This is a genomic window from Algibacter sp. Ld11, from assembly GCF_045066735.1.
Classification (GTDB): domain Bacteria; phylum Bacteroidota; class Bacteroidia; order Flavobacteriales; family Flavobacteriaceae; genus Algibacter.
Genome location: NZ_JBISHH010000021.1, coordinates 1 through 25,522 on the forward strand (window position 1 = coordinate 1; position 25,522 = coordinate 25,522).

General features: G+C 34.5%; 20 protein-coding genes, 5 tRNA genes and 1 pseudogene. 1 reads left to right on the forward strand and 25 read right to left on the reverse strand.

All coding sequences use genetic code 11. The annotated features are described in order from the left end of the window. The 25 genes and pseudogenes from ACJJV4_RS07655 to ACJJV4_RS07775 all read right to left on the reverse strand — a co-directional run. Positions 1–1,914, reverse strand: a pseudogene (locus ACJJV4_RS07655) (hypothetical protein); the annotation flags it as partial. Between the two features lie 372 nt (positions 1,915–2,286). Further along, positions 2,287–2,604 (reverse strand): DUF3467 domain-containing protein, encoded by a 318-nt coding sequence (locus tag ACJJV4_RS07660; RefSeq protein ID WP_405293077.1) that lies wholly within the window; start codon positions 2,602–2,604, stop codon positions 2,287–2,289. A 133-nt stretch (positions 2,605–2,737) separates the two neighbouring features. Then, a complete protein-coding gene (gene rpoC / locus ACJJV4_RS07665) occupies positions 2,738–7,039 on the reverse strand; it encodes a DNA-directed RNA polymerase subunit beta' (protein ID WP_405293079.1) in 4,302 nt (1,433 codons plus the stop codon). Positions 7,040–7,132: 93 nt separating this feature from the next. After that, positions 7,133–10,945 (reverse strand): DNA-directed RNA polymerase subunit beta, encoded by a 3,813-nt coding sequence (gene rpoB / locus ACJJV4_RS07670; RefSeq protein ID WP_405293081.1) that lies wholly within the window; start codon positions 10,943–10,945, stop codon positions 7,133–7,135. Between the two features lie 190 nt (positions 10,946–11,135). Next, positions 11,136–11,498, reverse strand: coding sequence for a 50S ribosomal protein L7/L12 (rplL, locus tag ACJJV4_RS07675; protein WP_405293083.1), 363 nt, complete (start codon positions 11,496–11,498; stop codon positions 11,136–11,138). A 63-nt stretch (positions 11,499–11,561) separates the two neighbouring features. After that, positions 11,562–12,083 (reverse strand): 50S ribosomal protein L10, encoded by a 522-nt coding sequence (rplJ, locus tag ACJJV4_RS07680; RefSeq protein WP_405293085.1) that lies wholly within the window; start codon positions 12,081–12,083, stop codon positions 11,562–11,564. A 19-nt stretch (positions 12,084–12,102) separates the two neighbouring features. Beyond that, positions 12,103–12,792, reverse strand: a complete 690-nt coding sequence (gene rplA / locus ACJJV4_RS07685; protein WP_405293087.1) for a 50S ribosomal protein L1 — start codon at positions 12,790–12,792, stop codon at positions 12,103–12,105. A 20-nt stretch (positions 12,793–12,812) separates the two neighbouring features. Further along, positions 12,813–13,250, reverse strand: a complete 438-nt coding sequence (gene rplK / locus ACJJV4_RS07690) for a 50S ribosomal protein L11 (protein ID WP_042505915.1) — start codon at positions 13,248–13,250, stop codon at positions 12,813–12,815. A 71-nt stretch (positions 13,251–13,321) separates the two neighbouring features. Next, complete coding sequence (gene nusG, locus ACJJV4_RS07695; RefSeq protein ID WP_405293090.1) at positions 13,322–13,876, reverse strand: transcription termination/antitermination protein NusG; 555 nt, start codon at positions 13,874–13,876, stop codon at positions 13,322–13,324. Positions 13,877–13,885: 9 nt separating this feature from the next. Continuing rightward, on the reverse strand, positions 13,886–14,080 hold the full coding sequence (gene secE / locus ACJJV4_RS07700; RefSeq protein ID WP_042499298.1) for a preprotein translocase subunit SecE: 195 nt from the start codon (positions 14,078–14,080) through the stop codon (positions 13,886–13,888). A gap of 78 nt (positions 14,081–14,158) precedes the next feature. After that, positions 14,159–14,231: transfer RNA gene (locus tag ACJJV4_RS07705), tRNA-Trp, on the reverse strand. Positions 14,232–14,293: 62 nt separating this feature from the next. Then, the gene (tuf, locus tag ACJJV4_RS07710) at positions 14,294–15,481 is read right to left on the reverse strand and encodes an elongation factor Tu (protein WP_405293092.1); all 1,188 of its coding nucleotides are present in this window, start codon (positions 15,479–15,481) and stop codon (positions 14,294–14,296) included. A 64-nt stretch (positions 15,482–15,545) separates the two neighbouring features. Further along, positions 15,546–15,617: transfer RNA gene (locus tag ACJJV4_RS07715), tRNA-Thr, on the reverse strand. Positions 15,618–15,700: 83 nt separating this feature from the next. Next, positions 15,701–15,773 (reverse strand) — tRNA-Gly (locus ACJJV4_RS07720). A 138-nt stretch (positions 15,774–15,911) separates the two neighbouring features. Then, a tRNA-Tyr gene (locus ACJJV4_RS07725) sits at positions 15,912–15,993 on the reverse strand. A gap of 62 nt (positions 15,994–16,055) precedes the next feature. Further along, positions 16,056–16,129 (reverse strand) — tRNA-Thr (locus ACJJV4_RS07730). A gap of 253 nt (positions 16,130–16,382) precedes the next feature. Next, on the reverse strand, positions 16,383–16,685 hold the full coding sequence (gene hpf, locus ACJJV4_RS07735) for a ribosome hibernation-promoting factor, HPF/YfiA family (RefSeq protein WP_405293094.1): 303 nt from the start codon (positions 16,683–16,685) through the stop codon (positions 16,383–16,385). Between the two features lie 67 nt (positions 16,686–16,752). After that, a complete protein-coding gene (locus tag ACJJV4_RS07740; protein WP_405293096.1) occupies positions 16,753–17,643 on the reverse strand; it encodes a tyrosine-type recombinase/integrase in 891 nt (296 codons plus the stop codon). A gap of 190 nt (positions 17,644–17,833) precedes the next feature. Further along, the gene (rpsU, locus tag ACJJV4_RS07745) at positions 17,834–18,028 is read right to left on the reverse strand and encodes a 30S ribosomal protein S21 (RefSeq protein ID WP_405293098.1); all 195 of its coding nucleotides are present in this window, start codon (positions 18,026–18,028) and stop codon (positions 17,834–17,836) included. 390 nt (positions 18,029–18,418) lie between these two features. After that, positions 18,419–19,585 carry an acyl-CoA dehydrogenase family protein gene (locus ACJJV4_RS07750; RefSeq protein WP_405293100.1) on the reverse strand — a complete coding sequence of 389 codons (1,167 nt, stop codon included), beginning with the start codon at positions 19,583–19,585 and terminating at the stop codon, positions 18,419–18,421. Next, complete coding sequence (locus ACJJV4_RS07755; RefSeq protein ID WP_405293102.1) at positions 19,585–20,466, reverse strand: ComEA family DNA-binding protein; 882 nt, start codon at positions 20,464–20,466, stop codon at positions 19,585–19,587. The genes ACJJV4_RS07750 and ACJJV4_RS07755 overlap by 1 nt, the downstream gene beginning before the upstream one ends. An 18-nt stretch (positions 20,467–20,484) precedes the next feature. After that, the gene (locus ACJJV4_RS07760; protein ID WP_405293104.1) at positions 20,485–22,179 is read right to left on the reverse strand and encodes an alanine/glycine:cation symporter family protein; all 1,695 of its coding nucleotides are present in this window, start codon (positions 22,177–22,179) and stop codon (positions 20,485–20,487) included. Positions 22,180–22,304: 125 nt separating this feature from the next. Then, complete coding sequence (locus tag ACJJV4_RS07765) at positions 22,305–23,327, reverse strand: potassium channel family protein (protein ID WP_405293107.1); 1,023 nt, start codon at positions 23,325–23,327, stop codon at positions 22,305–22,307. 3 nt (positions 23,328–23,330) lie between these two features. Continuing rightward, positions 23,331–23,558 (reverse strand): PspC domain-containing protein, encoded by a 228-nt coding sequence (locus tag ACJJV4_RS07770; RefSeq protein WP_042499311.1) that lies wholly within the window; start codon positions 23,556–23,558, stop codon positions 23,331–23,333. Positions 23,559–23,676: 118 nt separating this feature from the next. Then, positions 23,677–24,948: a DUF2851 family protein gene (locus ACJJV4_RS07775; RefSeq protein WP_405293110.1), complete on the reverse strand. Its 1,272-nt coding sequence runs from the start codon at positions 24,946–24,948 to the stop codon at positions 23,677–23,679. 135 nt (positions 24,949–25,083) lie between these two features. Between ACJJV4_RS07775 and ACJJV4_RS07780 the strand changes: the two genes are divergently transcribed. Next, positions 25,084–25,482, forward strand: a complete 399-nt coding sequence (locus tag ACJJV4_RS07780) for a DUF2721 domain-containing protein (protein WP_133969388.1) — start codon at positions 25,084–25,086, stop codon at positions 25,480–25,482. Positions 25,483–25,522: the final 40 nt, after the last annotated feature.

The following is a 25,522-nucleotide window of genomic DNA, read 5'->3' on the forward strand; positions in this document are numbered from 1 at the left end:
AATAGGTATTCCGTTATCATTTACAGAAGCGTTTATACTACCATCGCTATTTAAATTAGCATATACTAAACCTGCATCACCTTCTAAACTATCTGGACAACCATCTCCATCAGAATCTAAATCTAAATGATCCGGAGTACCATCACTATCCGCATCTAAAACCTGAAGTAATAAATCTAGATTACTTGGAGCCGTGTAATTACTGTAAGTACATGGATCAAAATTCATTGAAAAAAGACGATTTACACCAGAAGTAGGGTTTGCCCCTATTTTTAATTTAAATTCACTCGATTGAGAATACCTCGCTGTAAACATTACATTCGTAGCGGTAATATCTATTCCAGGAGCTGTTTGTAAAGGCGCTTTAAACATCGTTCCAATGGAGCTAGGATAAACAGTAAGATCACTAGGAGTTTCCAGAGTATATTCAGAAGATTTAGTAATATCTAATTCTACATACTCCCTAGCTACCCCACTATCCCCATCAACATCAATAGCCGTAATAAAGAATTGCGGTATTTGTGTAGCATTAGAGGTACCTGTGGATACAAATTGAAAATCAAATTCAACAGAAGAGTTATTAGCTCCTAAAACAGGTTGAAAGCTAGCTATATTAGACGCATCGTCATCTATATCAGTTATGCCCGGGTTTGGTGTTGATGAAACAATAGTAACCAATGCATCAATATTTGTAGTTACATTAGGAAACCTATATATAGCACCAGAACTTAAAGCCGTACCAGATTCCAAAGTTGCAGAACTAAAAGATAGCGTAGGGTAAGAACCACATGCTTGAACCTGCATTTCATCTGCATCTAAAATACCATCATTATCATCATCTAAATCGCAAAAATCTGCAATGGTATCACCATCACTATCTACATAGGAAGGATGAGAAGGGTAACATTCACTGCACTCCTCTGATTGTTGCGTTTCATCTTGTGAAGTTCCAACGGTTTGAGACGTTCCCCCAGGAATACCCGTACCATTTATGGCCGCTGTAAGTGCAAAATTCTCGTCTATGCTATTAAAATCATAATTAGCACTACCCTCAATTGCATCAGGGCAACCATCATTATCACTATCTAAATCTAAAAAGTTTGGGGAACCATCATTATCATAATCTATATGTTTACATGTTGAAACACTTATCTCAATAAAATCTCTTGCACCTGCAGTAGGCTCAGCCATTGGAAATGTTAATGTAAAAGCACTGACTGTACCATTAATTTGTAAACTCCCTGCTGCTGATCCGTCTATATCATTCTGAGTAGATTCAGTGCTATAACCATTTCCAAATATTCCTGGTGTTGAACCTGCACCAGCATCTCTAACAGTGGTGGAAGTTGCTAAAAAATCATCTGTTCCTCCTAACCTAGACCAAGTTAAGCCATTTCCTAATGTAACTTCTGCTGAATTTTGTACATTGTTAGAAGACTCACCAATGTTATCGAAGTGAATAATTGGATCTGTTACCTGAGTTTGATTTCCTGCTCCATCTTCAAAAATCACGGTTATCATATCTCCAAACACAAAATTCCCCACAACTGAAGGATTTCCTGCTAAATTTTCCGACCAAAAACCAGCACCAGCAGCATTAAAATTACCCAAAGAGACAAAATTAGCCGTAGTGTTGCTTACCAATCGTACTACAACTCCATCACTATATGTATGTGACACATTAACAGTTGTACCAGCCCAATTACCAGATGGATTAGGGGAGCAAAGGCCTTCATCCGAATCCAGAATTCCGTCATTATCATCATCGAGATCATCAACGTTTAATATACCATCACCGTCGCAATCATTTACAGCAATGCATTGGGCGGAGGTAAATTGAGTGAAAGCAAAAAGCAGAAATACAAAACAATAAAATGTTTTAACTTTCTGCGAAGTAGGAATGCATGATTTCATAAGTTGCGTAGTTATTTTAATCAATAGTATTACAAATTTAAATATTGCTAATATGTTACTTTTATGGCATTCTATCAAAAGTAAAAATAGAGCGACGAATAACATAAAAGTATCGACAAACGGTTTTGATTCGACCATTAAACCAATCGTCTAAAAGCTACAGTATTACAAAAAAAAACGTTTTAGCCTACCTTAAAAATAAATAAAAACCTACAAGAAATAACATAAAAAAGTACATTTTCTTAAAAAAATCTTAAGACAATGCGTTTTATCCAGTTGACCGACTAAAAATAAGACCTCAATGGAACAAAATTATGAAACAAAAAAAGCAACTTAAAATAAGTTGCTTTTTTTAATACTGAATATTTAATACTACGCCTGCCCTGTTGGACCAAAATTTAATGGTATTGGAGGCTGCTCATAGTCTTTAATTTCTCCATGCGCGCTCTCAAAACGAGTTACATTCTCGCCTAAAGCTTTCAATAAACGTTTGGCATGCTGCGGTGTCAAAATAATACGAGATTTCACTTTACTTTTTGGAACACCCGGCATGATGTTTACAAAATCGACTACAAATTCGGAAACCGAATGATTTATAATTGCGAGATTAGAATATGTTCCCTCGGCAACTTTTTCGTCTAACTCTATATTTATTTGTCCTTGTTTAGGAGCTTCTTTTTCGTTTGCCATTGAAAATTGTGTTTTTTTACTTCCTATTTAAAGAAAGCTTTATTAATAATAGTTAATAAAAAAGCCTTCAAACAATTTAATGCGTGAAGGCTTTTATTTTTATAGATTCCCGCCTTCGCGGGAATAACAAATATTAGTTATAATTTAACTCTTGTTTTACTTGCATCATTTCATCAAATTCTTCTTTAGAACCAACAATAATATCACTGTAACTTCTCATACCTGTACCTGCTGGAATTCTATGACCAACAATTACATTCTCTTTCAAGCCTTCTAACGCATCTACCTTACCAGCTACTGCTGCTTCGTTAAGTACTTTAGTTGTTTCTTGGAAAGAAGCCGCAGAGATAAACGATTTAGTTTGAAGCGATGCTCTAGTAATACCTTGCAGTATTGGTGTAGCCGTTGCTGGCTGTGCATCTCTTGCAGAAACTAATGCTTTATCTTCTCTACGTAAAATAGAGTTTTCATCTCTTAACTCACGAGGCGTCACAATTTGCCCAGGTTTTAAGTTTACAGAATCTCCAGCATCTTCAACAACTTTCATTCCGAAAATATCATCATTTTCTAATATGAAATCTGCTTTATGAGCTAATTGATCTTCTAAGAATATAGTATCACCAGAATCGATAATTCTAACTTTACGCATCATTTGACGAACAACAACCTCAAAGTGCTTATCGTTAATCTTCACACCTTGTAAACGATATACCTCTTGTACTTCGTTAACTAAGTATTGTTGAACTGCAGATGGGCCTTTAATATTTAAAATATCATTTGGAGTGATGGAACCATCCGATAAAGGCATACCAGCTTTTACGAAATCATTTTCTTGAACAAGAATCTGACTTGATAATTTAACCAAGTATTTCTTAATATCTCCAGTTTTAGATTCGATAATAATCTCACGGTTACCACGCTTAATTTTCCCGAAAGAAACAACACCATCAATAGCACTAACAACTGCTGGGTTAGATGGATTACGCGCTTCGAATAACTCGGTTACACGAGGTAAACCACCCGTAATATCACCTGCTTTAGCAGATTTACGAGGTATTTTAACTAAAATTTTACCAACTATAACTTTTTCACCATCGTCAATCATTAAGTGAGCGCCAACTGGTAAGTTGTAAGAACGCATGGTTTCACCGTTTGTATCTTCAATATGAAGTGTTGGAATAAGCTTTTTGTTTCTAGACTCAGAAATTACTTTCTCCTGGAAACCTGTTTGCTCATCTATTTCTACTTGATAAGTAACTCCTTGTTCGATGTTTTCATACCTTACTTTACCAGCAAATTCTGAAACAATAACACCGTTATATGGATCCCAAGAACAAACTTCATCACCTTTAGACAGTTTCTGACCATTTTTAACAATGATGGTAGAACCGTAAGGAATGTTATTTGTACTTAATACAATACCAGTTTTCTTATCAATAAGTTTAAGTTCAGATGTACGCGAGATAACAACATCAATCTCGTTTCCTTCGTTATCTTGACCTTTAACTGTTTTTAAATCTTCAATTTCTGCAACACCATCGAACTTAACAATTAATTTGTTTTCTTCTGAAATGTTACCTGCAATACCACCCACGTGGAATGTACGTAATGTTAACTGCGTACCTGGTTCACCAATAGATTGTGCAGCAACTACACCTACGGCTTCACCACGTTGTACCATTTTACCTGTAGCCAAGTTACGTCCGTAACATTTAGCACAAATACCTTTTAAAGCCTCACAACTTAATGCAGAACGTACTTCTACGCTCTCAATTGGAGATGCCTGAATGGTTTTAGCGATATCATCTTCAATTAACTGACCAGCTGAAACTAACAACTCATCCGTTAATGGGTCATAAACATCATTTAAAGATACACGACCAACGATTCTTTCTTCTAAAGTTTCAACAACTTCATCATTTTTCTTCAAAGGTTCAACTTCTACACCTCTTAATGTTCCACAATCTTCAGTGTTAATAATAACATCTTGAGAAACATCTACTAAACGACGTGTTAAGTAACCTGCATCGGCAGTTTTAAGAGCCGTATCCGCAAGACCCTTACGAGCACCGTGCGTTGAGATAAAGTATTCTAAAATTGAAAGTCCTTCTTTAAAGTTGGAAAGAATCGGGTTTTCAATAATAGATCCTCCACCTGCGGTAGATTTTTTAGGTTTCGCCATTAATCCACGCATACCTGTAAGCTGACGAATCTGTTCTTTAGATCCCCTTGCTCCAGAGTCTAGCATCATAAACACCGAGTTAAATCCTTGTTGATCTTCTCTAATACGTTTCATTGACAATTCTGTCAATTCAGCATTTGTTGAAGTCCAAATATCAATCACTTGGTTGTAACGCTCATTGTTGGTAATAAGTCCCATATTATAGTTACCAGTAATACCCTCAACTAAACCGTTAGCTTTATCTATCATTCCTTGTTTTTCTGGCGGAATAATAATATCACCTAAACTAAATGATAAACCACCTTGGAATGCAAACTTAAATCCTAACGTTCTAATCGCATCTAAGAAATCAGCTGTTTCAGGAACAGAAGTTGCTTTCAAAATATCACCAATAATATCTCTTAAAGATTTCTTAGTTAATACTTGGTTTATATATCCTGCAGACTGCGGTACGTGTTGGTTAAATAATACACGACCAACAGTAGTCTCAATAATCATTTTATCTAGTTTACCATCTTCATTAATGTCGATAGTTCTAACTTTAATACCTGCATTTAAGTCTACTTTTTCTTCATTAAAAGCAATTTCTACTTCTTCTGGAGAATAAAAAGTTAAACCTTCACCTTTAATTTTCACTTCTGGTGTAGACGTGCGCAACTTGGTCATGTAGTACAGACCAAGTACCATATCCTGAGAAGGTACTGTTACTGGTGAACCGTTTGCTGGATTTAAAATATTGTGAGATGCCAACATTAATAACTGACATTCCAAAATAGCTTCTGGTCCAAGTGGTAAATGCACCGCCATTTGATCACCATCAAAATCGGCGTTAAATGCCGTACATACTAACGGGTGTAATTGAATCGCTTTACCTTCGATTAACGTAGGTTGAAACGCTTGTATACCCAAACGGTGTAACGTAGGCGCACGGTTTAATAATACTGGATGTCCTTTAAGAACATTTTCCAGAATATCCCAAACCACTGGTTCTCTTTTATCTATAATTTTCTTTGCAGATTTTACAGTTTTTACAATACCTCTTTCAATTAGTTTTCTAATTACGAAAGGTTTGTAAAGCTCTGCTGCCATGTTCTTTGGCAATCCACATTCATGTAATTTTAATTCTGGTCCAACAACAATTACCGAACGTGCAGAATAATCAACACGCTTACCAAGTAAGTTTTGACGAAAACGCCCTTGCTTACCTTTTAATGAATCGGATAATGATTTTAATGGTCTATTAGAATCCGTTTTTACAGCAGATGATTTACGTGTATTATCAAATAACGAATCTACAGATTCCTGTAGCATACGTTTTTCATTACGTAAAATTACTTCTGGTGCTTTTATCTCAACCAATCTTTTAAGACGGTTGTTACGGATAATTACACGACGGTATAAATCATTTAAATCTGAAGTTGCAAAACGACCACCATCTAACGGCACTAAAGGACGTAATTCTGGCGGGATGATTGGCACAACCTTCATAATCATCCATTCTGGACGATTTTCTCTATTTTTATTAGAGTCTCTTAGGGCTCCAACAACTTGTAAACGTTTTAAAGCTTCCGTTTTACGTTGTTTAGACGTTTCAGTATTTGCTTTATGACGTAATTCGTATGATAAAGCTTGTAAATCAATACGAGCTAATAAATCGATTAAACACTCAGCACCCATTTTAGCTAAAAACTTGTTAGGGTCTTCGTCATCTAAATACTGATTATCTTGTGGAAGTGATTCAAGAACATTTAAGTATTCTTCTTCCGTAAGGAAATCCATTTTTTGTAATGGTTCTCCTTCTTCATTTTTAGCATTACCTGGTTGAATTACTACATAACGTTCGTAGTAAATAATCATATCTAATTTCTTAGATGGTAACCCTAATAAATATCCAATTTTGTTTGGTAAAGAACGGAAATACCAGATATGAGCTACAGGAACCACTAAGTTAATGTGCCCTACTCTATCTCTACGTACTTTCTTTTCTGTTACTTCTACACCACAACGGTCACAAACGATCCCTTTGTAACGTATTCTTTTATATTTACCACAAGCACACTCGTAATCCTTTACAGGACCGAAGATACGCTCACAGAACAAACCATCTCTTTCTGGTTTGTGCGTACGATAATTGATAGTTTCTGGTTTTAAAACCTCACCTCTTGATTCTGCTAAAATAGATTCCGGTGATGCTAAACCAATTGAGATTTTATTAAACCTCTTTACTGTATTCTTATCTTGTTTTCTTGCCATGTTTTTTAAGTCTTCAGTTTGAGTTCTCAGTCAACATTCTTTAGTCTAAAAAATAGTCTATTTAATGTTGACTGTTAACTATCAACTATTTTTTTACTCTTCTAATCTGATATCCAATCCTAAACCTTTCAATTCATGCATTAATACATTGAATGATTCTGGTAATCCTGGATCTGGCATTGGTTCACCTTTCACGATAGCTTCGTAAGTTTTGGCTCTACCAATAACATCATCAGATTTTACAGTTAAAATTTCACGTAAGGTGCTTGATGCTCCATAAGCCTCAAGTGCCCAAACTTCCATCTCACCAAAACGTTGACCACCAAATTGTGCTTTACCACCTAATGGTTGTTGTGTAATTAATGAGTAAGGTCCGATAGAACGTGCGTGCATCTTATCATCAACCATGTGTCCTAGTTTAAGCATGTAAATCACACCAACAGTTGCTGGTTGATCGAAACGCTTACCTGTTCCACCGTCATATAAATAAGTATGTCCGTATCTTGGAATTCCAGCTTCATCTGTAAACCCGTTAATTTGCTCTATAGTTGCACCATCAAAGATTGGCGTTGCATAAGTACGATTTAATTTCTGACCAGCCCATCCAAGAACTGTTTCATAAATTTGACCAATATTCATACGAGACGGTACACCAAGTGGATTTAAAACAATATCAACTGGAGTTCCATCTTCTAAGAATGGCATATCTTCTTGACGAACGATACGAGCAACAATACCTTTGTTACCGTGACGTCCTGCCATTTTATCTCCTACTTTTAGTTTACGCTTTTTAGCGATGTAAACTTTAGCTAGTTTGATAATTCCTGCTGGTAACTCATCACCTACAGAAATGGTAAACTTCTCACGACGTAAAGATCCTTGTAAATCGTTCTCTTTTATTTTATAGTTGTGAATTAAATCGGCAACTAATGTATTTGTGTGCTCATCAGTTGTCCATTTTCCAGACACTAAATGCGCATAATCATCAACAGCATTTAACATTTTAAGTGTGAATTTTTTACCTTTTGGTAATACTTCTTCACCTAAATCGTTAAAAATACCTTGAGCAGTTTTTCCGTTTACAATATTGAAAAGCTTTTCGATTAAAACATCTTTTAAATCTTCAAACTTTCTATCATATTGCGCTTCTAAAGCTAAGATATCATCTTTATCTTGAGCTCTTTTACGCTTATCTTTTACCGCTCTTGCGAATAATTTCTTCTCGATAACAACACCATGTAATGAAGGAGACGCTTTTAACGACGCATCTTTAACATCACCGGCTTTATCACCAAATATAGCTCGTAATAATTTTTCTTCCGGAGTTGGATCAGATTCTCCTTTTGGCGTAATTTTACCAATTAAGATATCGCCAGGTTTAACCTCTGCTCCAATACGAATCATTCCGTTTTCATCTAAATCTTTAGTAGCTTCTTCAGAAACGTTAGGAATATCATTAGTTAACTCTTCGTTACCTAATTTTGTATCTCTAACATCTAAAGAATACTCATCAATATGAATAGATGTAAATATATCTTCGCGAACAACTTTTTCTGAAATTACAATGGCATCCTCAAAGTTATACCCTTTCCAAGGCATAAATGCTACTTTCATATTTCTACCAAGAGCTAATTCACCTTTTTGGGTTGCATAACCTTCACATAAAACTTGCCCTTTGGCAACTATATCACCTTTAACCACAATTGGCTTTAAGTTGATAGAAGTACCTTGGTTTGTTTTACGGAATTTCACTAATTTATAAGTTTTGATATCGCTATCAAAACTTACCTTAGCTTCATCTTCAGTACGATCGTATCTAATTTGAATTTCATTAGCATCAACATAAAGAACTTCACCTCTTCCTTCTGCATTAATTAAAACACGTGAATCTGAAGCTACTTGACGCTCTAAACCTGTACCTACAATTGGTGCATCTACTCTTAATAAAGGCACTGCTTGACGCATCATGTTAGACCCCATCAGAGCTCTATTCGCATCATCATGCTCTAAGAAAGGAATTAAAGAAGCCGAGATAGACGAAATTTGGTTTGGTGCAACATCTGTATAATCTAACCTAGTAGGCTCGATAACAGGGAAGTCACCTTCCATACGTGCAATTACCTTATCATGTAAAATCTTACCGTCTTCATCAACCTTAACAGTTGCTTGTGCGATTAATTTTTCTTCTTCTTCTTCCGCACTTAAATAAGTTGGTTCATTTTGAATATCAACAACACCATCAGTTACTTTTCTATATGGTGTTTCAATGAATCCCATTGAATTCACTTTAGCAAATACTGAAAGTGAAGATATAAGACCAATATTTGGTCCCTCAGGAGTTTCAATTGGACATAAACGGCCGTAGTGCGTGTAGTGAACATCACGAACCTCAAACCCTGCTCTCTCTCTCGAAAGACCACCTGGTCCAAGAGCCGATAAACGACGCTTATGAGTAATCTCTGCTAATGGATTGGTTTGATCCATAAACTGAGATAACTGGTTTGTACCAAAGAAAGAATTAATAACAGACGATAACGTCTTAGCATTAATTAAATCTATTGGAGTAAACACCTCATTATCTCGAACGTTCATACGTTCACGAATAGTACGAGCCATACGTGCTAAACCAACACCAAACTGAGAAGATAACTGCTCACCAACTGTACGTACACGACGGTTAGATAAGTGATCAATATCATCAATCTCTGCTTTAGAGTTAATAAGCTCGATTAAGTATTTTATAATAGTTATGATATCTTCTTTGGTAAGCACTTGCTTATCCATACCAATATCCAACTGTAATTTTTTGTTCATTCTATAACGCCCAACTTCTCCTAAAGAGTAACGTTGGTCTGAGAAGAATAATTTATCAATTATTCCACGAGCCGTTTCCTCATCTGGCGGCTCAGCATTACGTAATTGTCTATATATATGTTCAACAGCCTCTTTTTCAGAATTTGTTGGATCTTTTTGAAGTGTGTTATGAATAATAGCATAATCGCCTTGCTCGTTACTTTCTTTATGTAAAAGAACAGTTTTAACATCAACTTCAAGAATTTCTTCTATGTTGTCTTTATCTAAAATAGTATCACGATCAAGCACAATCTCGTTACGCTCAATTGATACTACTTCACCAGTATCTTCATCAACAAAATCCTCATGCCATGTATTTAATACACGAGCTGCTAATTTTCTTCCTAAGTACTTCTTTAATCCAGATTTCGATACTTTAACCTCTTCAGCTAAATCGAAAATCTCTAAAATATCTTTATCACGCTCAAAACCGATAGCACGGAAAAGCGTTGTAACAGGTAATTTTTTCTTTCTATCAATGTATGCGTACATCACTTGATTGATGTCGGTAGCAAACTCTATCCAAGATCCTTTGAATGGTATAACCCTTGCTGAATATAACTTTGTTCCATTAGCATGAAAAGATTGACCAAAGAATACACCAGGTGAACGGTGTAACTGAGATACAACTACACGCTCGGCACCGTTAATACAAAATGTACCTGAAGGTGTCATGTAAGGAATAGTTCCTAAATAAACATCTTGAACAATAGTTTCAAAATCTTCGTGTTCAGGATCGGTACAATATAACTTTAACCTAGCCTTAAGCGGTACGCTATATGTTAAACCACGTTCAATACACTCTTCAATGGCGTATCTTGGTGGATCTACGAAGTAATCTAAAAATTCTAAAACGAATTGATTACGAGAATCGGTAATTGGAAAATTTTCCATGAAGGTATTATATAAACCTTCATCACCTCTTTCTTCAGATTTTGTCTCTAATTGGAAAAAATCTTGAAAAGATTTTATCTGAATATCCAAAAAGTCTGGGTAATCTGTCTTATTTACAATAGACGAGAAATTTAATCTTTCAGCTTGTGTTGACAACATCAATGGACGGAATTATGATTAAAAAAATAGTGATAGTGCTCTTAAACACTAGTTAAACTGCAAAAAACAAGTCAAATAAATTGAGTTGTTTTGGGAATACTTTTGGTATAAATACTATTATACACAAAATGGTCTAGGTCTGGTAGCGCGTGCTCCAGACCTAAACCGTTATGTTCTTGAGATGTTAAGCTTACTTTAACTCAACCTCAGCTCCAGCTTCTTCTAAAGATGCTTTTAAAGCCTCAGCTTCGTCTTTAGATACAGCTTCTTTGATAGCGCTTGGTGCATCATCAACTAAACCTTTAGCTTCTTTTAAACCTAAACCAGTTAATTCTTTAACTAATTTTACAACAGCTAACTTAGAGCCACCTGCAGCTTTTAAAATAACATCAAATTCAGTTTGAGCTTCTTCAGCTTCTCCACCAGCAGCAGGACCAGCAACAGCAGCAGCAGGCTCGATACCATACTCATCTTTTAATATAGTTGCTAACTCGTTTACTTCTTTTACAGTAAGGTTAACTAATTGTTCTGCGAAATCTTTTAAATCTGCCATTTTTCTATCGTTTTAATAAATTTTAATAATAATATAATGTAATAAAGTGCGTACTATTTAATACTATTCTGATCTCTCAGAAAGCGTTTTTATAAGTCCAGCTATAGTTCCACCACCTGATTTAAGTGCTGAAATAACGTTTTTAGCAGGCGATTGTAATAATCCTACAATCTCTCCTAATAACTCTTCTTTAGACTTGATATCAACTAACATGTCTAATTGATCGTCGCCGATATAAACAGCTTCCTCAATAAATGCTCCTTTTAATAAAGGTTTTTCAGATTTTTTACGGAAGGTTTTAATAAGCTTCGCTGGTACATTACCTGTTTCAGAATACATCACAGATGTATTTCCTTTTAATACAGACGGAAGGTTTCCGAAATCTCTTTCCGATGCTTCCATTGCTTTTTCAAGTAATGTATTTTTTACAACTGCTAATTTTACGTTTGCTTTAAAACAAGCACGACGTAAATTTGAAGTAGTATCTGCATTCAATCCTGAAATATCAGCTAAATAGATATTTGCATTATTAGCTAATTCTGCAGTTAACTCCTCAATTACTTGTGATTTTTCTTCTCTTGTCATAATAAAAGTTTTAACTTAATTAACCAATTTTAGGATCAACAGCGATACTTGGGCTCATTGTAGAAGACATAAATATGCTTTTTACATAAACTCCTTTTGAAGCTGTTGGTTTTAGTTTCATTAAAGTTGTTAATAATTCATTTGCATTACCTGCAATTTTATCAGCACTAAAAGATGCTTTACCAATAGCAGCGTGTACAATACCAGTTTTATCAACTTTAAAGTCAATTTTACCAGCTTTTACTTCTGTTACAGCTTTTGCTACATCCATAGTTACTGTACCCGTTTTTGGGTTAGGCATTAAACCACGTGGACCTAATACACGTCCTAAAGGACCTAATTTACCCATAACACTTGGCATAGTGATAATTACATCAACATCTGTCCAACCGCTCTTGATTTTATCAAGATACTCGTCTAAACCAACGTAATCAGCTCCAGCTTCTTTTGCTTCTGCTTCTTTATCTGGTGTTACTAATGCCAATACTTTTACATCTTTACCAGTACCATGAGGAAGTGAAACAACACCTCTCACCATCTGGTTAGCTTTACGTGGATCAACTCCTAAACGTACTGCTATATCAACTGATGCATCAAACTTTGTATTAGAAATTTCTTTTACTAATTCAGATGCTTCATTTAGAGAATAAATTCTCCCTTTTTCAATTTTTGCTAAAGCCTCTTTTTGCTTTTTTGTTAATCTTGCCATTTTCTAATGTCTTTAATAGATTAATTAGGGAATTGCCCTGTTACAGTTATTCCCATTGATCTTGCAGTTCCAGCTATCATTTTCATTGCAGACTCGATAGTAAATGCATTTAAATCTACCATTTTATCTTCAGCGATAGTTTTAACCTGATCCCAAGATACTTTAGCTACTTTTTTACGGTTTGGCTCTCCAGAACCCTTCTTCAACTTAGCTGCTTCCATTAACTGGACTGCTGCTGGAGGAGTTTTAATTACAAAGTCAAATGATTTGTCTTTGTAAACAGATATAACAACTGGTAATACTTTACCAGCTTTATCTTGGGTTCTAGCATTGAATTGCTTACAGAACTCCATGATGTTAACACCAGCGGCTCCTAAAGCGGGTCCAACCGGTGGCGACGGATTCGCAGCACCTCCCCGAACTTGTAACTTAACTACTTTACTTAATTCTTTTGCCATTTTTAATAATTTAATTCGAAAAAACCTCTCTTTTGGAAGCGAGACGTTTAATCTATCTTAATGTAACACTATTATACTTTTTCAACTTGCATATAGCTTAACTCTAATGGTGTTTTTCTTCCGAAGATTTTCACCATTACTTCAAGCTTACGCTTTTCTTCATTTATGTTTTCGATAGTTCCATCAAAACCATTAAAAGGACCGTCAATTACTTTAACAGTTTCTCCTTTTGTATATGGTATTGCCACAATAGAACTTTCTTCAACAGCCAACTCATCAACCTTACCTAACATTCTGTTTACTTCAGACTGTCTCAATGGCACAGGATCTCCACCTTTTGTTTCACCTAAAAACCCAATAACGTTTGTTACTGAACGAATAATATGAGGAACTTCACCTGTTAAATTTGCTTGTACCATAATATATCCTGGGAAGAATACTTTTTCTTTATGGATTTTTTTTCCGTTACGGATTTGAATAACGCGTTCTGTAGGTACTAATACTTGATCCACATAATCTGAAAGACCTAAACGAGCTATTTCATTCTCGATATATGTCTTGATTTTGTTTTCTTGACCACTTACAGCACGAACTACGTACCATTTTTTCTCACTTACTTCAGACATAATTTTTTTTTATTTAATTAGATCAAAGTAAAATGATATAACATTACTAAATACTGTATCTACTCCCCAAATTGCAAGAGAAAATATAATTGAAAACACAGCAACCAAAATTGTTAAACTTTGAGCTTCTGCCCATGTTGGCCAACTTACATTGTTTTTAAGTTCTCCAAATGATTCTTTTATATAATTTACAAATCCAGCCATTTTTACTTTTTTTTACAACACCTTAAAAGATGCTTTGTGTAAACACTTCATTGAGATTTATTAATCTCTGATATTTTGCACGGGCGGAGAGACTCGAACTCCCGACACCTGGTTTTGGAGACCAGTGCTCTACCAACTGAGCTACGCCCGTAAATAAAGTCAAGGTATTCCAAAAAAGGAATACCTTAACTTCTTTATATGCTTTGGACTATATTAGTCTAAAATTTCAGTAACCTGACCAGCACCTACTGTTCTACCTCCTTCACGGATAGCGAAACGTAACCCTACAGTCATTGCAATAGTTTGGATTAACTCAACAGTAATAGTTAAGTTATCACCAGGCATAACCATTTCAACACCATCAGGAAGCGCAATGTTTCCAGTTACGTCAGTTGTACGTACGTAGAACTGTGGACGGTAGTTATTATGGAATGGAGTGTGACGTCCACCTTCTTCTTTCTTAAGGATATAAACCTCAGCTTTGAATTTAGAGTGTGGTGTTACAGAACCAGGCTTAACTATTACCATACCTCTAGAGATTTGAGATTTCTCAATACCTCTTAATAAGATACCAGCGTTATCACCAGCTTCACCTCTATCTAATATTTGACGGAACATTTCGATACCTGTAATAGTAGATGTTAATTTCTCAGCACCCATACCAATAATTTCTACAGGATCTCCAGTATTTGCAATACCAGTTTCAATACGACCAGTTGCAACAGTACCACGACCAGTAATAGAGAATACATCCTCGATAGGCATTAAGAAATCTTTATCAACTTCTCTTAATGGCTCTTCGATCCAGTCATCACAAGCTTGCATTAATTCTAATACTGTATCAACCCACTTTTGCTCACCGTTAAGTGCACCTAAAGCAGAACCAGCGATTACAGGTCCATTATCTCCATCGTACTCATAGAAAGATAATAAATCTCTAACTTCCATGTCTACTAATTCGATTAATTCTTCATCATCAACCATATCCACTTTGTTCATGAATACAACGATACGAGGAATACCTACCTGACGTCCTAATAAGATGTGCTCACGAGTTTGTGGCATTGGACCATCTGTAGCCGCAACTACTAAGATAGCACCATCCATTTGTGCAGCACCAGTTACCATGTTCTTTACGTAATCCGCGTGACCTGGACAGTCAACGTGAGCGTAATGACGGTTTAATGTTGCATACTCTACGTGAGATGTATTAATTGTTATACCTCTTTCTTTTTCTTCAGGAGCATTATCAATTTGATCAAATGATTTTGCTTCAGAATAACCTGCATCAGCTAATACTTTAGTAATAGCAGCAGTTAAAGTTGTTTTACCGTGATCTACGTGTCCAATTGTACCAATGTTTAAGTGTGGTTTTGAACGATCAAAAGTTGCCTTTGCCATGTTTTTAAAATGATTTTAATCTTTGTTATATAATAATATTAGTGTATTCTAATTTTTTCTTTAGAGCCAATGACGAGAATTGAACTCGTGACCTCTTCCTTACCAAGGAAACGCTCTACCCCTGAGCTACACCGGCGTAAAGTTTTTATTCCCTATTCTCCCAATCTATCTTTAAAAGATATATTAAAAGAAGAGATTCCTGATTTCGCAGAAACTTTGAGCGAGAGACCGGGTTCGAACCGGCGACATTCAGCTTGGAAGGCTGACGCTCTACCAACTGAGCTACTCTCGCATTAATTAAAAATTTAAAATCTATATTTAGAATTTCGACAAAAGTAGAATTCTTTTTTATAGATACAAAAATCTTTAAAGGGTATTATCAATATTTCAATAAACTTTTTTTAGATTAATCGCTTAATCATTAAAATTGTGGGGAGAGCAGGATTCGAACCTGCGAAGACGTAGTCAGCAGATTTACAGTCTGCCCTCGTTGGCCGCTTGAGTATCTCCCCTAAATTCAATATTTCAATTTAAAACTCTTATTTCTAAACAATTAGAACTCAAATTTTAAAAGAGCCGATGGAGGGACTCGAACCCACGACCTGCTGATTACAAATCAGCTGCTCTAGCCAGCTGAGCTACATCGGCTTTTTTCTTTTTTTACGCATAAAAAAAGCCCGCTATTTCTAACGGACTGCAAATGTATAGATTTATTTAAATATTCAAAACATTTTTTTGATAAATTTTACATAGAATTTTAAACTATTTTCAAATTTCACTAAAAAATGCATCTTTTGTACTCGTTTATCTCTTTCATTAAACACAACTAACCTAACGATAGTAGCGTGTTTCATTCTTTTTTCACAAAATAAACCTCATTTTTTGAAAAACATTCTAAATATTATAAATGTGCTCTTAATTTTTCTTTTCGCTTTTTTAATTGACGTTCTAATGATGCTACGGCCATATCTGCACCTTCCTCAAAACTTTTACACTGTTTTTTTACAACAAAACTATCACCTGGTACACTTACTCGTGCTTCAAATACTTTATTTTCTTTATCACTGGTGTTTTCTAATTTTAAAAAAACATCCGATTTAATTACCTTGTCATAAAACAAATCTAATTTATCCATTCGTTTTTGAATAAAATCTATTAATTTTTGATCTGCGTTAAAATTTACGGATTGGGTGTTTACTTTCATACTTGTGTTTTTTTGGTTAAACAATAGTTAAGTTGAAATTAAAAACTTCAGCTTAGTTTATATTTTATTATTTTTTACTTCTAGGATGCGCGTTAACATGCACCTTTTTCAATTCGGATATACTATTATGTGTATAAACTTGTGTTGCCGCTAAACTTGAATGTCCAAGAAGCTCTTTAACAGCATTTAAGTCTGCACCTTGATTTAATAAATGTGTTGCAAAAGAATGCCTGAGTATATGCGGGCTCTTTTTCACCTTCGAAGATGCTAAACTAAAATACTCATTAATTACTCTGTAAACAAGCGTTTCATATATTTTAACACCTTTTTGGGTTAAAAACAACTTATCGAAATCCACAACTTCTTCTAGTTCATTTCGGGCCTTTAAATAGCTTTTACAAGTATCAATAACCGATGGTAATAATGGAATTATGCGCTCTTTATTTCGTTTACCTCTAACCTTTAGGGTTTTATTAGTTATGTCAAACCGGGAGAGTTCTAACTCTACTAGCTCTATTCTACGAATACCTGTAGAGTAAAACAACTCTATAATGAGTTTATTACGCAGACTTTCAAAATCGTTCCCAAAATTTAGATTGTTTAATACATTTGCTACTTCGGTCTCCGAAAATGGCACTTGTATTTTTTTACTCGTTTTTAGAGCACGATGCTTTGCTAATGGGTTTAACTTAAGGTCGCCTACTTTTAAAAGGAATTTATAATAGGTGTTTAAAGATGAAATTTTTCGATTTATACTCCGGTTAGATATACCACTTTCCACCAGCGACACAATCCAACTACGAATTTGAGAATAATTTACGTTTTTGATAGAATCATCATCAAACTCTTCTTCTATATATTTTAAAAAAGCCTTTAAATCTGCCTGATACGCATTTACCGTCAATACCGAATAGTTTTTTTCGAGTAGGAGATAGTCGGTAAATGATTGAAAAGGCATGCGTTTGGGGTATGATTTATTTTTAAATATACAATGTTTTTTTGATTATCAGGAAGAGTCTTATGAATAAAATAGTAAGAATTTTAAAACAAATAACGAAACATCATACTTAACGTACTGACGGAATGAAACTTTTATAAACAAAAAAAATCCCGCAAATTGCGGGATTTTATATTATAAAGGGCAGAAATTACACTTCTTCTGCGTCTCTTAATCCTTGGATGTATTGAGCTTTTTGAACCTGAGCTCTACGTACGATAGAAGGTTTGTTAAATTGCTTACGTGCATTTAACTGGTTTTTTACCGTTGTTTTCACAAACTTTCGTTTGTAACGCTTTAACGCTCTATCTATATTTTCTCCTTCTTTAATTGGTATTATTAACATAGTGTCTTAACCTCCTCTCTTTTAGAATTTTCAGGGTGCAAATATATAATAATTTCTAAATAATAATTAAAATTTAAAATATTTTTTTTGAATTGTTTTATGCGGATATCGTACACGCTATCTTTTTAACTCTTAGAAAGCGGGTTTGCCTGCAAAAACGATTGATGCGGCATCCTTTTTTGTGCTTTCCCTGAACATAAATAGATGTAAAAAATTGAAATGTTCGCTTAGTGCATTTATAAAACTAAGCCTTCTTAAGCTCAAAAAAGATATAGGGGAAAGCGTGTTTGCGCCTTAGCACTATTCAATTTTAATAAAAACCCACACCTGAAATTAACGTTCTATAAATGAAAAACACAAATTATAATAGGCGCAATTTGCCCAAATAAATTATGTTGCTTCTTTGTATTCTTTTTTATCGATGATAATTTTCGCTAGAATTTCTCGCAAAATCTCTGATGTTCCGCCACCAATTGGCCCTAAACGACTATCTCGTAAGAGTCTTGCCATTGGGTAATCTTCCATGTAGCCATAACCTCCTAGAAATTGCAGACATTGATAAATAACCTCGTCGGCCATTTTAGTAGACCTTAACTTAGACATGGTAGCTTCTTTCACTACATATTCCCCTTTATTTAATCGATATGCTACGGCGTAGTTAAATGTTTTACACATTTCCATATCGGTATATAAATCGGCAATGGTATGGCGTAAGGCTTGGAATTTATCGATAGTACGACCAAAGGCTTGGCGTTCGCTCATGTACTTTAAAGCATATTCTAATGCAAATTCTGCTCGTGCATGACCATTAATCCCCATAATTAAGCGCTCTAAAGCAAAATGTTGCATAATGTATCCAAACCCTTTATTTTCTTCGCCTAAAAGTTGGTTTACTGGAATCTCAACATTATCAAAAGCAATTTCACCTGTGTCGGATGCTCTCCAACCTAACTTATTGAGTTTAGTTGCCGATAACCCTTTGCTTTCGCGATCTACAACAAATATACTAATACCTTTATTACCTAATTCTGGACTTGTTTTTGCTGCCACCACAAGGTAATCGCTTAAAACTCCATTTGTAATAAACGTTTTTGAGCCATTGATAACGTAACTATCTCCTTTTTTAACTGCTGTAGTGCGCATACCTGCAACATCACTTCCCCCAAAAGGCTCGCTAATACATAGACAACCTATTTTATCTCCAGCAATACTTGGCACTAAGTATTTTTGTTTTATAGCCTCATCTCCTTCTGCATTTAAATGCGTCATGGCTAAATAAACATGAGCCCAAATAGCTGCGGCAAAGCCACCTGAATTTACTTTTTGAAGCTCTTCGAGCAGAATTACGGTGTAAAATAAATCTAAATCTAATCCTCCGTAAGTTTCAGGATATTTTATTCCGAAGAATCCCATATCACCGAATTTTTTCCAAATAAAGCGGTCTATTGTTCCCGTTTGCTCCCACTTATCAATATGGGGAACAATTTCTTTTTGTAAAAAATCTTGGAGGCTTTTCCTAAAAAGTTGGTGTTCTTCTGTGAAGTACATGCTATTCATTAGTTAGTGTTGTCAATTTGCAAATATAATTCAATTATCTTGATTTTATTTAGCGGAAAGTCTTTTACTTTAAGTAATTCTGAAAAGGATTTAAAGCCCTCTCGCAAGTTACGATACTCAATAATGCGATGCGCTAAATCGTAATCAATATGCTGTACAGTTACCAATTGATCGATAGTGGCTGTATTTAAATTTATTTTTTGAATATTTCGAGGGGTTTTAACCGTAAAATCTAATTTGATTTTATCGATAACTTGTGGTGTTAAACCATAAACATCTTGCAATTGCACATCATCTATAAAACCGCCTTTAAATTTATTTCGGAATTTTATAATTCGTTTTGAAAAAGCTTCTCCAATACCATTTACTGCTTGAAGTTGTTTAGCCGTAGCCTTATTCAAGTCTTGTTTTTGCGCAAACGTTTTGGGTTTGGTTTTATATGAATTATTATAGGATGATTTAACCGTTTTAGGATTGGTAACCCATTCTGGAAATTTAAAATACGGCGATATACTATTTAATAGAGAATCTGATACTTGCGTGACTTCTTGAAATTGTTTACTTGAGTTTATCCAACGATTTTGCTTTCTAAAATTGAGAAGTCTATCAATTTCTTCATTACTCATACCCAACGTTGAACCTTTATAATCTGTTATAAAATTGGGATTGAAAGGAAATATTTTAGGTTTACGTGCTTCTAATTCAATAGCTTTAAGCGAATCTATTTCGTTAGTAAACTTTACGAACTCAGCCTTATTCGTTTGAATGTCTTCTCCAGAAAAATCAACAAAAAAGTAAACGCACTGCAGCACAATAATTAGTAAAGACAATAAAAAAATCCCATGCCGTTGGTTTTTAGAAAACGTGACATGGGATTTCATATATAAAAGTTTTAGATTTTAGTTTTCTAACGCGTCCTTTTTAAGTTTTATAGCTCCTAAATATCTATTTAATTGTTTTTTAACAACTGGGAATAAGAAGTAGAGACCAATCATATTAGGGAATACCATCGCGAATATCATAGCATCTGAGAAATCCCAAATAGATTTCATACTAGCAGCAGCTCCAATAATTACGAAAGTTAAAAATAATATTTTATAAGTTAAATCTGCAGCTTTACCTCTTCCGAATAAAAACTTCCAAGATTGTAACCCGTAATACGACCAAGAGATCATAGTTGAAACCGCAAACAGCACCACTGCTACAGTTAAAAACACATTAGAGTAAGGAATATACTCTGCAAAGGCTTTTGCTGTAATACCTGCTCCCTCATAAGATTCGCCATTGATAATTGCAACACCTTGTCCTGTAACATCGCCATACTCAAAGAATCCGCCAAAGTTAAAAATGATAATAACTAAAGCTGTCATAGTACAAATTACAACCGTATCAATAAATGGCTCTAATAAGGCAACTAAACCTTCACTAGCAGAATATTTTGTTCTTACCGCTGAATGTGCAATAGATGCAGACCCTGCTCCTGCTTCGTTTGAAAAGGCAGCACGCTTGAAACCTACTAATAAAACACCTATAAACCCTCCAACACCAATTGCTGTTGGGTTAAATGCTTCTTCTAAAATTAAACCTACAGCATCATCAATAAGTGTGAAATTACTTAAAATGATATATAAACAACAAATGATGTATAACAATGCCATAAATGGTACCACTTTTTCTGTAACAGATGCAATACGTTTAATACCACCAATAATAATGATACCTACAGTAAAAGCTAATATAACTCCAATCCAGAATCCAGCTCCGGTACTTTCTAATCCTAATAAATCTTTTATTACAATTGTAGCTTGGTTAGATTGTGCAGCATTACCACCACCAAAAGAACCTCCAATACAAAAGATTGCAAATACAACCGCCGCAACTTTTCCAAGTTTAGCAAAACCGCGTTCCTTTAAACCTTTCTTTAAATAATACATTGGTCCTCCGTAAACCGTACCATCTTCTCCAACATCTCTATATTGTACACCTAAAGTACATTCAACAAATTTTGTTGACATCCCTAGTAACCCACAAATAATCATCCAAAAAGTTGCTCCCGGACCACCAAGTGCAATCGCTAATGCTACACCTGCAATATTACCATTACCAACAGTACCCGATACTGCAGTAGCTAATGCTTGAAAGTGACTCACTTCTCCTTCACTACTTTCGTCTCTAATAGTATCAACAATATCACCATCTACGGCCAAATCGTTTTCTACACTAACAAGATGTTCTTCAATATCGTCAACAGTGTTAATGTCTACTCCTTGAGCTATACCTCCTTCTCCGTAAAGTTCTTTCGCACCATGCTTTTCAATATCTTCAAATTTACCTCTTACCGTTTTAATGGCCTTACCAAAATATCTAATGTTTGGAAAACCGAAATAAATAGTAAAAAACAATGCACTTACTACTAAAAGAATTAAAACAAAAGGAGTACCAAATACTTGAAAGAAGATAACACTTGAGAAAAAATCTGAAATTGGCTTAAACGCCTGGTCTATTTGCTGGTCTATACCTAACTCGGCTGTTTCTTGTGCAAATGTTAAAAAAGGTGCTATTAATGTAAAAATTGAAAGAAGATATTTCTTCATAAGATATTATGTTGGTTAATTAAATTTCAAAAAACTAGCTCATTCTCTTATAGAATGACACAAAAAAGTAGCAAGATGCTAAAAAAAAACGGTATTTTAAAAAAAATACCGCTAAAATCGTATGATTACTGCTCTATATTATACTCCGTATTTAATGCTTCGATTTGTTCTGGACGCCCCAAAACAATAATTTTAGAATTTTTAGCCAATTCTAATTCTGCTTCTGGGTTAACAATATATTCTCCGTTTTCATCTTTATAGCCAATTACGGTACAACCCGTTTTTCGACGTAAATCTAAATCACGAATAGTTTTAACTTTATTATTACTATGTAGCTTTTCTACAGCTACTTCCTCTATATTAATGTTCGATTTACCTACAATTGATAAATTATCAATAAATTCCATAAGCCCCGGAACCACAACTAATGACGCCATATGATCTCCACCTATTTTATCGGGTAAAATAACATTATTTGCTCCTGCAAATTTTAGTTTAGTATAAGAAGATTCTTGAGATGCACGACTTATAATATTAATAGTTGGGTTAATTTGTCTTGCAGAAAGCACTACAAACAAATTATCGGCATCACTAGGCAGAGCTGATATAAAACAACTTGCACGATCTACACCAGCCTGCACAAGGGTTTCATCTTCGTTGGCATTACCAATAACATAAGGCGCGCCATCTAGCTCCAACCGTTCTATCATTTCCTTATTTTTTTCAACAATAACATAAGACCGGTTGTGTGCTGCCAATTTTACAGCCGCTTGCTTTCCATTTCTTCCGTAGCCGCAAATAATAATATGATTGTTAAAAGCATCTATTTTTTTTTGCATCTTTTTCTGTTTTAATTCTTCAATATGGTCTTTACTTAAAATATACTCCGTAATGGTAGATAAAGCGTAACCAACGATTACAATACTGGTTAAAATTAAAAAAATGGTGAATATTTTGGAATTATTATCCAACGGAACTACTTCCCCAAACCCCACAGTGGTTATAGTAATTACCGTCATGTATAGGGCATCGATTGCGGTATAATCGGAAATCATCATGTAGCCAAAAACCCCAACAAGCAGAATAAGAACCAGCAAAAATACGGCCGTATAAATTTTAGTTCTAAAAATTCTTATTAATGGATTCATAAATTATAGGTCGAAAACCGAAGAGCGTTTGGTGTAAATTAAATCTTTTATACGCATCCAAAAAGCAAGAAACAAATACAGAGCAAAACCAAAACCAACCGTAACAAACGTAACATACATAAAAGAGGTTCTCACCACCTTTGCACGAATACCAAAACGATCGGCAATACGCTGGCATACGTAATAACCATGCTTCTGAAAAAACAATAAAGGTTTATAGATATTGTTCATGCCTGCAATTTAAGGATTCCTTTTTTTGTTTAAAAGCTATTAGGTTGAAATATTTAACGCTTTCTTAATATTAATAACAATACCCTGTGAAATATTGAAATCCTTAGAAAAACAATAACTATTTAGTTAAAAGTGAATTTCCAACGGCACATTGTAAACATTTGTTTTTATCGCAATACTCTGTTTTTAATTGAATAAGCGATTGTGATTGAAAGGCCGAATTAGACACTTTTTTTAGTTTATTAAAAGCATCGATAATACTATTTTTTTCTGAATTGATTTCTGAAGCTATCTTTAAAATGGAGCCATCTATATCTTGCCCTTTTTGTTTAGCATAACAAAATTTTAAAGGAAGAATCGTGTTTATTAACAATAAATCTGTGAATGCTTTTGTAATGGCTTTTGTTGAAGATTTAGATGATTTTTGAAACGTATAATGTGTTTTCCAAAACTCGGAAGTTGAAACATTAAAGAGTTTATAGAAATCTTCGAGCTTATCGAGCTCGATTACTTTAGAAAATAAATTTTGATGCTCATGATATAAATTTGCGAATTGAGACAGTCGTATGGTTGGAAAATTTGGTGGCCGTAATCTAAAAAACTGTAATGGCAATACTTGATTTTCTTTAAGCTGAAACTTCTGTTTTAAAAAACTGTATTCTTTTGATAAACTTATATAGTAAGCATCTTCCAAAGGTTCTGACAATAAATTAGCTTGTCCAAACAATAAGGCTTCTAAACTTTGCAAATTAGATTGTGATTTTCTAACCACCGAAAAATCGACCGATTGCGCTAAACTTAAAAAAGCATCTCCATTTACTTTTAGCCCAAAGTTTTTGGCAAGCATTTTAAAAAGCACGGCTTCCCAATCGTTTTTAGATTCTTGCAAAAGCAATTCAATAGCTCCTGCTTTTCGTTCTAGCCTTTCAAAATACAAGCGCTCTAGCCAATTGGTTAAAACAAAATCTTGGGTATTTACAAAATCGTTTTCACAATTAATCCATGTGTTTTGTTTTGCAAAAAGCTTTTTATAATTGTTTAAAAGTGTAAAATCAATATAATCACGCAATACTAAGGTTGGAATAGGCGTATTATCTTTTCTAAAAATCTCGGTATCATGCTCCCAAACTACGTGTAGAATAACACCATCGTAAGCTAGGTCTTGTTCGTGATTGTGCAAATACCAATCGGATGATTTTATATGGATTTCAACATTTCCAGCCCAAAGCTGCCCGTCGATAGTTAATTTTGCATTGAAAAAATCTGGCCCAGAATTAAAGTTATGCTGCCCAACAGAAGTTATGTTAACTACCTGCTTTGCCTCCGTTTTTAAACTTTGAGTTTCAAATTTCTTGAATTTCCAGATGTAGTGTAGAAAATCTTCTTGCATTTTTTAAAGATAGAATACCAGTTTAAAATTTCCAAATGAAATTAAAAATTGAATTTTAGTATAGTAACACAGCTAAGCAATAATCTTAAGGTTTAATTAAATTGCTAACTTTGCCACCTAGTACAAAATTACATTATGGAACAACTTACACTTACTACTCCTGCTCTTTTATTTTCGGCTATTTCCTTAATTATGTTAGCATATACCAACAGGTTTTTAGCTTACGCCGCAACTATTAGAAACTTGCACGACAAGTATACGGAGAAAAAAGACAGTGTGTTAATGGCACAAATACAGAATATAAAGAAGCGTTTGTATTTAACGCGAAGCATGCAAATTTTCGGTATTTCGAGTTTACTGCTATGTGTAATGACTATGTTTTTAATTTATATACAGCAAAACGCTATTGCTGTTTGGGTGTTTGGCTTGGCGCTTCTTTTGTTAATCGCTTCGTTATCGCTTTTAATTATTGAAATTCAAATTTCAGTTAAGGCTCTAGAGCACCATATTAGTGATATTGAAAATAATAAGTAACCCTAGTAGAATTTAAAAAAACGTAACAATAAACAGGACC